Source organism: Flavobacterium pokkalii, assembly GCF_014596575.1.
Taxonomy (GTDB): domain Bacteria; phylum Bacteroidota; class Bacteroidia; order Flavobacteriales; family Flavobacteriaceae; genus Flavobacterium; species Flavobacterium pokkalii.
This window is the reverse complement of record NZ_NASZ01000013.1, coordinates 28246-40820: the sequence shown is the minus strand read 5'-3', so window position 1 is coordinate 40820 and position 12575 is coordinate 28246. Positions and strand designations below refer to the sequence as shown.

Annotated in this window: 10 protein-coding genes; all 10 read right to left on the bottom strand. The window is 36.0% G+C overall.

The window, feature by feature from the left end; translation table 11 throughout:
• Positions 1-45: 45 nt before the first annotated feature.
• On the bottom strand, positions 46-1317 hold the full coding sequence (gene bioA, locus B6A10_RS09515; protein ID WP_188220696.1) for an adenosylmethionine--8-amino-7-oxononanoate transaminase: 1272 nt from the start codon (positions 1315-1317) through the stop codon (positions 46-48).
• Positions 1318-1420: 103 nt separating this feature from the next.
• The gene (gene bioD, locus B6A10_RS09510; RefSeq protein WP_188220695.1) at positions 1421-2038 is read right to left on the bottom strand and encodes a dethiobiotin synthase; all 618 of its coding nucleotides are present in this window, start codon (positions 2036-2038) and stop codon (positions 1421-1423) included.
• 38 nt (positions 2039-2076) lie between these two features.
• Complete coding sequence (locus B6A10_RS16400; RefSeq protein WP_262891627.1) at positions 2077-2196, bottom strand: GxxExxY protein; 120 nt, start codon at positions 2194-2196, stop codon at positions 2077-2079.
• A gap of 20 nt (positions 2197-2216) precedes the next feature.
• Positions 2217-2474, bottom strand: coding sequence for a GxxExxY protein (locus B6A10_RS16395; protein WP_262891626.1), 258 nt, complete (start codon positions 2472-2474; stop codon positions 2217-2219).
• Positions 2475-2515: 41 nt separating this feature from the next.
• Positions 2516-3691 (bottom strand): aminotransferase class I/II-fold pyridoxal phosphate-dependent enzyme, encoded by a 1176-nt coding sequence (locus B6A10_RS09500; protein ID WP_188220694.1) that lies wholly within the window; start codon positions 3689-3691, stop codon positions 2516-2518.
• Between the two features lie 63 nt (positions 3692-3754).
• Entirely contained in the window at positions 3755-4036 is a 282-nt protein-coding gene (locus tag B6A10_RS09495) for a F0F1 ATP synthase subunit epsilon (protein ID WP_055095011.1), read from the bottom strand.
• A gap of 73 nt (positions 4037-4109) precedes the next feature.
• Positions 4110-5621 carry a F0F1 ATP synthase subunit beta gene (gene atpD, locus B6A10_RS09490; protein ID WP_026714342.1) on the bottom strand — a complete coding sequence of 504 codons (1512 nt, stop codon included), beginning with the start codon at positions 5619-5621 and terminating at the stop codon, positions 4110-4112.
• A 277-nt stretch (positions 5622-5898) separates the two neighbouring features.
• Complete coding sequence (locus B6A10_RS09485; protein ID WP_188220693.1) at positions 5899-8784, bottom strand: TonB-dependent receptor; 2886 nt, start codon at positions 8782-8784, stop codon at positions 5899-5901.
• A 218-nt stretch (positions 8785-9002) separates the two neighbouring features.
• The gene (glmS, locus tag B6A10_RS09480; RefSeq protein ID WP_188220692.1) at positions 9003-10847 is read right to left on the bottom strand and encodes a glutamine--fructose-6-phosphate transaminase (isomerizing); all 1845 of its coding nucleotides are present in this window, start codon (positions 10845-10847) and stop codon (positions 9003-9005) included.
• A gap of 9 nt (positions 10848-10856) precedes the next feature.
• The gene (locus tag B6A10_RS09475; protein WP_188220691.1) at positions 10857-12572 is read right to left on the bottom strand and encodes a DUF4270 domain-containing protein; all 1716 of its coding nucleotides are present in this window, start codon (positions 12570-12572) and stop codon (positions 10857-10859) included.
• Between the last annotated feature and the right edge of the window lie 3 nt (positions 12573-12575).

The window sequence follows — 12575 nt, the reverse complement described above, 5'->3', positions numbered from 1 at the left end:
TTAAACTTCCTTTGTGAATCTTTGCTGAAATTTTTTTTGACAAATTTAAACTATTTCTAGTGCTTTTTCGACTACTTCGTATATTTTATCCAATTGCTCATCGCTGATGATATATGGAGGCAGGATATAAACGATATTCCCTACCGGACGCAGAATAACACCATTTTCGATAAAGAAATTATAGAGCTTAGTACGCATTGTTCCATAATAGGTTTCTTCATTTTCTTTCTTTATTTCTAAGGCGAAAATAGTACCTAAAACTCGGGTCGTCGTAACCTTTGGATGCTTTTTAATATATTCCTGAAAATCCAAATGCTTTTGATTGATGCGAACCAAATTAGCTTGCATTTCAGGAGTTTGCAACAATTCAAAACTGGCTAAAGCAGCTGCACAACCTGTAGGATTGGCGGTAAAAGTATGTCCGTGAAACAAGGCTTTATTGATATCTTCATCATAAAAAGCCTCAAATATTTCCTGAGTAAAAGTGGTAATTGCCATCGGGATGGTTCCTCCAGTCAATGCCTTGGACAAACACATCATATCTGGAATTTCAGCGCAATAATCCATTGCGAAGGTTTTTCCGGTCTTACCAAAACCCGTCATTACTTCATCGGCAATAGTCAACACATTATTTTCTCGACAAATTTTTATAAGCTCATCCAAAGTTTCTGGCTCATACATCACCATTCCAGCGGCGCCTTGTACCAAAGGTTCAAAAATAAATCCGGCACAATTATTTTCTGAAATGACTCTTCTTAAAGTATCAAAACTAAGTTGTTCCTTTCCTTTTATTGGAACCGGAATACGTACCACATCAATAAACATCCCCTGAAAAGCCTGTGTATAAAAGGAAATTCCGCTGGCAGCCATTGCCGCAAAAGTATCACCGTGAAAGGCATCTTCAAAGGCAATAATCGTGGTTCGTTTTTCCCCTTTGTTATAAAAAAATTGCAAAGCTACTTTGATTGCTACTTCCACTGAAGTCGAGCCATTATCAGAAAAAAATATTTTTTGCTGATTTTCTGGCAATAATTTCATCAATTTCTCAGCAACCTGAATAGCTGGCTCATGGGTGAAACCACCAAATAGCACATGTTCTAAGGTTGTAAGTTGTTTGTATATTTTATCGGCAATAAATTTATTGGAATGCCCAAAAGGATTCACCCACCAGGATGCTATTGCATCAATATATTGTTTGTTATTTTCATCCCAAAGCAAAGCGCCTTCCCCTCTGGTTATTGCAATTGGAGTTTGAGCGGTTTTGTGCTGGGTATAAGGATGCCAAAGGTATTGGCTGTCTTTTTCTGTTAAAGTCATGTTTTAAGAATATAGAAAATAGAGATTAGAATAAAGACTAAACGCTATAATTTTGAACAAAGATAAGAAAGTCTATTCTCTTTGTTCTACCCTCTATTCTCTGTTATAAATTCAATAATTTCTCACGAAACAAATCGGCATACTCCCGAATTACATTTTGATCAAAATAAGGTTCTTCGTCAATTCTGCCAATACAGTTTAATCCTGTTTTATTCAAAATAATAGATTCAGAAGATTCATTTTCTTTACCATTAAAAAGAATTCCTGCAATGGCAGTATTTCTGGCTTTTAAAGCTTCAATAGTTAGCAATGTATGATTGATACTTCCTAAATAATGTCGGGAAACAACAATCACCTTATAATCGGGTTTTATCAAATCAACTACACAATCGGTATCATTTAGCGGAACAAAAATTCCTCCTGCACCTTCCACCACAAGATGATTAGCTGTAACTGGTTCGATAATTTTTTCCAAATCAATAATTACATTATCCAATTCGGCTGCCAAATGTGGACTCGCCGGTGTATTTAAAGCATAACTGTTTGGATGGATTACTGTCTTATCATTTGATAAATATCCCTTTATTTTATGACTGTCAGAAGTCTCTAAATCGCCCGCCTGAATAGGTTTCCAATAATCTGCTTCTAAGGATTCCGTTATTATTGCTGAAGCAATCGTTTTACCTACATCGGTACCAATTCCTGTTATAAATAATTTCATGTATGTTTAGCCACGGATAATACGGATAGTACGGATTATCACTGATTTTTTAAATTTATTTTTCTATCATTTGTATATATAAACCTTTTAAATTCTGGTTCTTCCCCGAAATTTAATAATAAGCCAACTTCAATTTCTGTAGCTTTTAAATAATTCATTGTTTGTGCCACGTGAACATTCATAAGTAATTCGCAAGCCTTAAGTTTATAACTTTATTTTCAACTAACAAATCTGCAACGTATTCCCCAACAAGCTGTTGTTTAAAATAAACTTTGATTTGCTTTTGTGCTTCAACCTTGTAACCCCTTGCAATCAATTCAAAATACATCGCATTCTGATACACTTTTTCGAGAAAACCTGAACCGAGTTCATTATAAACCTCATAATAAACTTTTAAAATTGAATCCGTTATAGATTTATGCAAAAGGTCTACCATATTTCATCTGTGTAAATCAGTTATATCCGTATTATCCGTGGCTAAAAAACAAAAGTACTCAACAAAGTTAAAACTTCAGTAATGGCTTCTTTAGAATTAAAAGCATGCAAACAAAAACGCAAACGCTCTTGTCCTTCTGGAACTGTTGGTGAAAGTATCGGTTTCACATCAAATCCTTTTTCCTGAAGCTTATTAGCAATCGATTTTACCTTATCATTCCCTGGAATAATCGCACTTTGAATTGCTGACTTAGATCTAACAAAAAGCGGTTTTAAACCCAACAAATTCTTTTGCTGATTAAAATGAACGATATTTTCTCTCAACAAATGAACATCATTTTGTTCGGTTTCCAATTGCTGATACGCAACTAAAATTGTCGCAACTGAATGAGGCGAAAGCCCTGTGGTATATATAAAAGAACGAGCAAAATTGACCAAATATGCTCTTAATTCCTCACTCCCTACAACTGCTGCACCATGACATCCCAATCCTTTTCCAAAGGTCACAATTCTAGCAAAAACCTTGTTTTGTAGAGCAAACTGCTGCACCAATCCAGATCCATTAATACCAAAAACCCCCAAAGCATGCGCCTCATCAACCACAACATAACAACCATACTTTTCGGAAACTGCAAGCAATTCTTCAATATTTGGGCAATCACCATCCATTGAAAAAACAGATTCAGTAACAATGTAAACAGTTGTGAGTTGCACTTCAGCTTCATTTGGTATAATTTCGTTACCATTAGACCGTAAAATAAGTCTTTCTAAGTCTTCAAAATCATTGTGCTTAAACTTATATGATTTAGCATTTGATAGCTGAATACCGTCACGAATGGAAGCATGACAAAGTTCGTCATAAAGTATCAAATCTCCTTTTTGCGGCACCGAACTAAAAAACCCAACATTAGCATCATATCCCGAATTAAAAATCAATGCCGCCTCCGATTGATGGAATTGAGCAATATAGTTTTCTGCTTCTTGATATATTTGATGATTTCCAGATATTAAACGTGAACCTGTGGCGCCATTTTGGGTACAATTATTCGCTAATAAATACTGATGCGCAGCATTAAAAATCGCCTCTGATTTTGAAAAACCAAGATAATCATTGGAAGCAAAATCGATTAAACCATTAGGTTTTGGCAACTGCCGCAAGGCATTGTTTTTTATTCTAGCCTCTAACTTTGCTTTAAGATTGTTGGGTAATTTTTTCATAAAAACAAAAGTAAAAAAAAACGCCAAGCAATGCTTGACGTTTTTATATTAACCTTGATTGTCTTAGTCGGCTAAAACAATTACTTTATTGTCTTTCATTTCAATAGTTCCTGAAGAAATAGCCAACGTATAGTTTTGATCATTTACTTTAGTAAACAATGCTGCTGTTTCTTTGTTGAACTTAAAACTAGGAGCTGTAATTTTTACAGTTCCTTTTTGAAGTAAGGAAACTATTGGAGCGTGATTGTTTAATATCTGAAAACTACCATCCACACCCGGCAAAGTGATTGATGTGATTTCTCCTTTAAACAAAGATGCTTCTGGTGATACTATTTCTAAAATCATATTTTTTGAGTTAGAAGTTAGAAGTTAGAAGTTAGAAGTCTGAAAACTGCCAACTGAAAACTGCTTACTGATTTTACGCTTCCGCTAACATTTTTTCCCCAGCTTCGATAGCTTCTTCGATAGTCCCTTTAAGGTTGAATGCTGATTCTGGCAAGTGATCCAATTCACCGTCAATAATCATATTAAATCCTTTGATAGTATCTTTGATATCAACTAATACTCCTGGGATACCTGTAAACTGCTCTGCTACGTGGAATGGCTGAGACAAGAAACGTTGAACACGACGTGCTCTAGATACCGCTAATTTATCTTCTTCAGACAACTCTTCCATACCTAAGATGGCGATGATATCTTGTAATTGCTTGTATTTTTGAAGAATCTCTTTTACTCTTTGAGCACAGTTGTAGTGATCGTCACCCAAGATATGTGGAGTTAAAATACGAGAAGTAGAATCTAGTGGATCTACCGCTGGGTAAATACCCAACTCAGCAATTTTACGAGACAATACCGTTGTAGCATCTAAGTGCGCGAAAGTTGTAGCTGGCGCAGGGTCAGTTAAGTCATCCGCAGGTACGTAAACCGCTTGTACAGATGTAATAGATCCTTTGTTTGTAGAAGTAATACGCTCTTGCATCGCACCCATTTCAGTTGCCAATGTTGGTTGGTAACCTACCGCAGATGGCATACGTCCTAAAAGAGCAGATACTTCAGAACCTGCTTGTGTAAAACGGAAGATGTTATCAACGAAGAATAATACATCTTTTCCTTGGTCTGATCCAGCTCCATCACGGAAATACTCAGCAATAGATAATCCAGAAAGTGCTACACGAGCACGAGCTCCTGGTGGCTCATTCATTTGTCCGAAAACGAAAGTAGCCTTAGACTCTCTCATTCCTGGCAAATCTACTTTAGACAAATCCCATCCTCCATTTTCCATAGAGTGCATGAATTCCTCACCGTATTTAATAATTCCTGACTCCAACATCTCACGAAGCAAGTCATTTCCTTCACGTGTTCTTTCACCTACTCCAGCGAATACTGAAAGACCACCGTGACCTTTTGCAATATTGTTAATCAACTCCTGAATCAATACTGTTTTACCTACTCCGGCACCACCGAACAATCCAATTTTACCTCCTTTTGCATAAGGCTCAATCAAATCGATTACTTTAATACCTGTAAATAAAACTTCAGAAGATGTAGATAAATCTTCAAATTTAGGAGCCTGACGGTGGATTGACATTCCGTTCTCACCTGTTTTAGGTAATTCTGGTAAACCATCGATAGCATCCCCAACAACGTTAAATAAACGTCCGTAAACATCTGCTCCAATCGGCATTTGAATAGGATTTCCTGTTCCTATTACTTCATAACCTCTGCTCAAACCATCTGTTGAATCCATCGAAATGGTACGAACAGTATTTTCACCAATGTGAGATTGTACTTCTAGGATTAATTTAGTACCATCTTTTTTTACGATTTCTAATGAATCATAAATTTTTGGAAGTTCAACATCCTTACCGTTGAAAACAACGTCAACTACCGGGCCAATGATTTGGGCAACTTTTCCTATTACTCTAGACATTACTTATGTATTTATTAAACAGCTATTTAGGTTTATGAAATACACACCTTTAAAATTTACTGTTTAGGTGTTTTTTCAGAGCGCAAAGATAATTTTTTAAAATAAAAAATCAACAATTTTATTTAAAAAACATAAAAAAATAAAACCATCCCTAAAAACCGCTTTAAAAACCGCTTCTGAAAGCCATATTACCTTAAAACAATCAGATATGATTTTGGAACAATTATCAATTTTTTCAAAAAATATAGAAATTTGGTTTTTCCAAACCCTCCAAAAACTACGGATTTACCGTCCAGGAAACAAAATACTGCTGCCCGATTAATCCCGCTCCTAAAACCTGCATATACTCTTTTCCTCCAATATTAGAAGCCGCAACTTTTAAAGTCGATTTAAGTGAAGGGATTCTGTAATTCATTTGAGCATCGACAACCGTAGCCGATTTTACCATACCATCAATCATTGAAGATTCCCACTTATAATCAGAATTCCATCGACCGCTGATGTTAAATCCAAAATTTTTAAATAATTCTTCATTGCCTAAAGAAATTTTCGCTCTATGTTTCGGTGTATTAAAGCCAGCTTCAAAACTTGGATCTTTTGCCTGATCAAAATCAAACTCAGCATAATTGTAATTCATTCCTAATTCGAAATTTTTATAAACTTTTCGCGAAAGCCCAACACCCAATCCAAATGATTTAATTTCTACATTCGTATTGGTATACAACTGATAAATGCGATAATTACCATTTGCCAAAGCGTGTAAAGACTGCACTTCAGGATTTGTACCATAAGTAGGCGCTCCGGAAGCAAAATCAAAAGTATTAGACGCCTTACCATACAAAGGCGCAACAGCATTTACATTTCCTATAAAATTATTATAAATGTTATAATAAGCACTAACATCAATTATCACCTCTTTAACCCTAGAACGATAACCCAATTCAAATGCCTTCACTTCTTCTGGCTTCACATAATTAATGGCTGTTTTTCGCAATAATGCAGCAGCTCCGGGTTTATTTCCGGGATTAGCAGCAGCAAAAGCTTCAAAAGCCTGCACCGAACTTGCGGTATACGAATTATTATAAGCCTCATTTCCCGTCATAATAGCCGAAGTCCCACCGGCGTAAGACTGCCCGGCAGCTGTACTAACCGGTAATGTTTCCGAATATCTAGATAAATTATCCGGAGCTGAACCAATTAAAACTGCATTTCCAATATTAAAACCTATATATTGATCCTGCGTTGTCGGGTTTCTAAAACCGGTTTGAAACGAAGCTCTGAAATTATGCTGTTTATTTTCACCAGCTGCGTAAACCAATGAAAGTCTTGGCGAAAAATTCCCATCAAAATTTTGCGATTTATCATAACGTATGGAACCTGTAAATTTCAAACGCTCCTCCATAAACTTTTTCATCAATTGTGTATAAGCGCCGTACTCATTATAATGAATTGGCCCATTGTCGTCCGTATAAATTCTTCCGTGAGAATTCAACTGATATTCTCTAAACGAACCTCCAATTTGAATTTCAGCAAATTGGATTAAATCTTTAAAATTATAATTTGCATCCGAATGATAAATTTTAGAATTATCTACTAATCTCGAGCCCGTCAAAACATCCGGTTCAGCAATAACACTATTAAAAGCCGCTTTAAAAGCCGCAGTTCCCGGCATCAATCTACCTACATCAGCCTGAGCTCTCGCATAAACATGTGCGCCGGCAGCATTATTATACAAAGGACTCGCCGGATTCCCATAAACCCCGGCATAATTTGCTGCATAAGTCCCAAACCAGGTTTCATCCGATTTCCATGCTCTGTTTACATTAATCCCTGTAAAAAGCATATCATAGGAATTCCCTCCATCTTCAGAAGTGGTATACCCTCTTAGAAAAAAGTTCTTCCCTTTGAATTCTAATTTATGTTGTTGCATAAAAAAGTTATTCAAATAATAACGATTCGCTCCCTGATAAACGGCATTCCCAAAACCAAACTTACTCAACCAGATAATTTCAAAATTCTCATTCCCAAAAGGTCTGAAATGAAGTGCCAAATCAATTTTAGTGTTACTGGCTTTATTATCGGTTAAATCGACTTCGTTATATCCGGTTCTCGACACATTTTCCTTAGGCAAATATTCCGCAAAACTATCCGGCAAACCTGTCATTGCCCAGGCACCGCTCGTAATCATTTTTTGTCCTACATTATAAATATTGGTACTCACCTCATCACCATAAACATTCGTTCCATCATAATTAGGGCTTGTTCTATCTCTTCCATCCACAAATCTATCTCTATAATCTGTCGCATACCAATCTGTACCTCTCATGTAAGCAAAATTAGCTTTGGCAGCAAAATGTTTATCAAAGGCATGCGCCATTCGAATCCCATAATCTACAAAATCATTAGTTCTGGCCGCTTTTTGACTCGTTTGTCCGTATTTTGCATAAGCGGTAATTCCCTGATAATTAAACGGACTCTTGCTATTCATAAACAGAATTCCGTTAAATGCATTCGCCCCATACAAAGCCGAAGAAGCTCCAGGTAACAATTCGACACTTTGCACATCGATTTCAGAAATACCAACCATATTTCCCAGAACAAAATTCAATAAAGGAGAAGAATTATCCATGCCATCCACCAATTGCATAAAACGAGTATTAGCTACCGTAGCAAAACCACGGGTATTAATCGATTTAAAAGTCAAACTACTGGTATTCATTTGTACTTCTTTCAGATTTTCCAAACCGTCATAAAAAGTTGCCGAAGCCGTTTTCTTCACATCCGAAATCCCCATTCTTTCAATAGTAACCGGCGATTCAAAAATCCGTTCCGGAGTTCTGGAAGCCGAAACTACAATTTCATCCAACACATTTTGCTCTTCTTCAAGAAAAATCCCGATCAACTGTTTTTTAGAAGTTATCGTAATTTTTTTGGTTTTAAAACCTACACTACTTACCTCAAGTTCATAAGGAAAACGCAAAGACGTACTTAAAAGAAACTTTCCATCGCTGTCAGTTACTGTCGCAGCAGTTTCACCAACAACACGAATATTAGCACCTACAACTGGCAAATTGTTCTTTTCAACAATTGAACCTTCAACTGTATTTTGAGCAAAATTTACGCTACAAAAAAACAGAAACGAGAAAAATAGATAAGCTTTCATAATTGGTTAAGTTTATGATTTGGACTACTAAAATAATACTAATTTTAACAAAATAATAATATAAAGCCCTCTTTTTAAAAATTCAACCAAAAAAACCAACTTCCATTATCAAATTACCAATTCAACACCATTGATAACCTGCTTGTTTACCTAAAATTACAAACAAAAAAAAGCGAGACTTTCATCCCGCTTTTCTAAAAAATATGTTTTTATATAAACTATTCTACCGTTACTGATTTAGCCAGGTTACGTGGTTGATCTACATTACAATCTCTGTAAACTGCAATATAATAAGACAATAACTGCAATGGAATTGTTGTAATCAAAGGCGACAACGCATCCGAAGTTTCCGGAATTTCTATGATATAATCGGCTAATTCCCTAACCTGAGTATCTCCTTTAGTTACCACAGCAATAATTTTTCCGCTTCTGGATTTAATTTCCTGAATATTACTTACAATTTTATCATAATGCCCTTGTTTCGGTGCAATAATAACCACCGGCATCTGCTCATCAATCAAAGCAATCGGCCCGTGTTTCATTTCCGCAGCCGGATAACCTTCTGCATGAATATAAGAGATCTCTTTTAATTTTAAAGCTCCTTCTAAAGCAACCGGGAAATTATAACCACGTCCTAGATACAAACAATTTGGCGCATCTTTGAAAGCAGCTGCAATTTCTTTGGCTCTATCGATAGTCCCCAAAGCTTCTTTTACTTTCTCAGGGATCAATTCTAACTCCAACAAATACCTGTGGAAATCAGAATGCGACAACGTTCCTTTGGCTTTTGCCAAACGCAGTGCCAACATGGTCAATACTGTAATTTGAGTAGTAAAAGCCTTTGTTGAAGCCACTCCAATTTCAGGTCCGGCATGCGTATAAGCTCCTGCGTGAGACTCTCTGGAAATCGAAGAACCAACTACATTACAAACTCCGAAAACAAAAGCACCTTGCTCTTTAGCCAACTTAATAGCCGCCATAGTATCGGCAGTTTCACCTGATTGCGAAATTGCAATAACCACGTCCGTACTCTTAATAATTGGATTTCTATATCTAAATTCAGAAGCATATTCTACTTCTACCGAAATTCTTGCAAATTCCTCGATAATATATTCTGCTACCAAACCGGCATGCCAGGAAGTTCCGCAGGCAACAACGATAATTCTGTCGGCATTCAGGAATTTCTCTAAATGATCTTCCACTCCTGACATCTGAATAATCCCTTTATCAGCATGCAAACGTCCTCTATAAGTATCTTTAATAACACTTGGTTGTTCGTAGATTTCTTTTAGCATAAAATGATCGAAACCTCCTTTTTCAATTTGCTCCAAATTCATCTGAAGCTCCTGAATATAAGGATCCACCAAACTATCATCTTTAATTTTTCTGATTTTGATTGGCTTTTTCAAACTAATATTAGCCATTTCTCCATCTTCCAAATAAACCGCATTAGAAGTATATTCAATAAAAGGCGAAGCATCCGAAGCAATAAAATACTCTTCTTCTCCAACTCCGATTGCCAAAGGACTTCCCAAACGAGCCGCCACAATTTCATCCGGATTTTTAGTATCAAAAACAGCAATCGCATAAGCACCAACCACCTGATTTAATGCCAATTGAACCGCTTTTCCTAATTTTATTTTTTCTTTCTTCTGAACTTCTTCAATCAAATTGACCAATACTTCGGTATCCGTATCCGAATGAAAAACATAACCACGCTTGATTAACTCTTCTTTTAAAGGAGCATAATTCTCTATAATTCCGTTGTGAACAATAGCTAATTCACCGGAATTAGAAAGATGCGGATGCGAGTTCACGTCATTCGGAACCCCATGAGTTGCCCATCGGGTGTGTCCAATTCCAATTGTTCCGTTGGTACTAATTTGTTTTGCAGCTAATTCTTCCAGACTGGCTACCTTTCCTTTGGTTTTACAAACTTTAATCGAACCATCATAAACCATTACTCCGGCACTATCATAGCCACGATACTCCAGTCTTTTCAAACCTTTGATAACAATAGGATAAGCCTCTCTATGACCTATATAACCAACTATTCCACACATATAATTCTATTAATTCGGTTTTGTGTAATATATTTCTAATTTTAATCTTTTATCATCCGGAACAGAAGAGTTTCCACCGTGCAGCACCACTCCCATCGGACTCATCACCGAAGCCTGAGGCACTTTAGACAATACTGTTCCGCTTGGCGTCCCATCCGGTAAGACTACTGATGTACGCAACTTATTCATGGCACTGTTATTAATATCTTCAGTAACTACCACTCCTAATTTCACATTGGTGGAATCAGCATTTCTTATTAAGTTTTTAATATGATTCGTAATTCTGATTTTATAAGTGTAATCGCTTGTTTTCGTTTTATCTAACAATCCACTGTAAATCAACAATCCGTTTTTAGCATTTGTTCCGGTTGTTCCATCATACAAATAATCCAAAACCGTAGTCGCATTCGTCAAGTCATACAAATAAACTCTGCTTGGTATTCTATTTGTTCCCATCGCCGTATGATCCATATGAAAAACTAAATTAGCTTCATTCACTAACTTTTTCTTTCCAGTTACAGGATCTTTACGTCTTAATTCGTCCAATTGATCCGGAACTCCATTAGCAACGGAAACTTCATTCCCGTTTTCATCATAACTTAAAACATCCGCCTTATCAAAAAGATCTAAAACAGCCATTGCCCCTTCTCCTCCTTTTAAATACAACTTTTCATCTCCCGAAGTCGTATTCGGATTGTTAACAACGGTTTCATAAGTTGTATTATTACTATTTGATAACAAATTTACAGTATTACCAGTCAAATTAAGGACAATAGATTTAAGAACTCTTTTAACCTTATCAACATTATTACCACTCTCGTCTTTTTCAGTATAATGGTAATCTTCTTTATAATTAATAGTAACCGTACCTGTTTTAAAATTCATCATAGCCAAACGCCCTGGATAAGAAGCATTCTTTTCTACCTTAAAATACAATCCTCTAAAATAATTTTTAAAAACATCATTAGTAACCAATACACCAGATGCTGCCGCATCAATAATTCTTGTTTGAAAATAACTTTTATTCAAAGCCAATTGCATAGCAGGAGCTGTACGCGTTGTCGTTTTTGTTTCTACACCATCTGTTGTAGTTGTGGTAGTTTTTCTTATTTCATTTCCATCAAAGAAAAATTCCTCATTTTGAGAAACTATACTATCATTCAACAATGTCGATTTTTTCAAGCCATCAAAGTCACTTCCTTGATTAGAATAATATTTTTGCGCCTCTAAAAAACCCGTTGCAGGATCTAAATCTCTCATAAAATAACCACTCTCATAGATACTTAATTTTATTTTCCCTGTTTCTGGACCATAAATAGAATCCAAAATATAAGTATTATCTCCTTCAACCTCATTCACTGCGTTGTAATCAATATGACTAAAATAAGGAATTGACAAAACTACATTATCAACCAAAGGATTCAGACTCATATCTATTGTTGGATTAGGAGAATTCAAAACGACCTGAGTCACAAAACTTGCCGTAGTAGTCCCAAAAACAGCGTCTTCATAAACACCTAAAGCATTAACCGGCAAATTACTGGACTGTACTGCCCCGACTTTTTGATTATATGAAAGCACATTATAACTTTCGCTTTCCAAACCAAAATGTTCATCGCCAATTAAATCGCCCCCAATGGAGTTATAGTCTTTATCACAGGATGCCAGAAAAACAATAGTTACAAATAATAGAATGATCTTAAAAAAAGAAGAAGTATTACGCATATT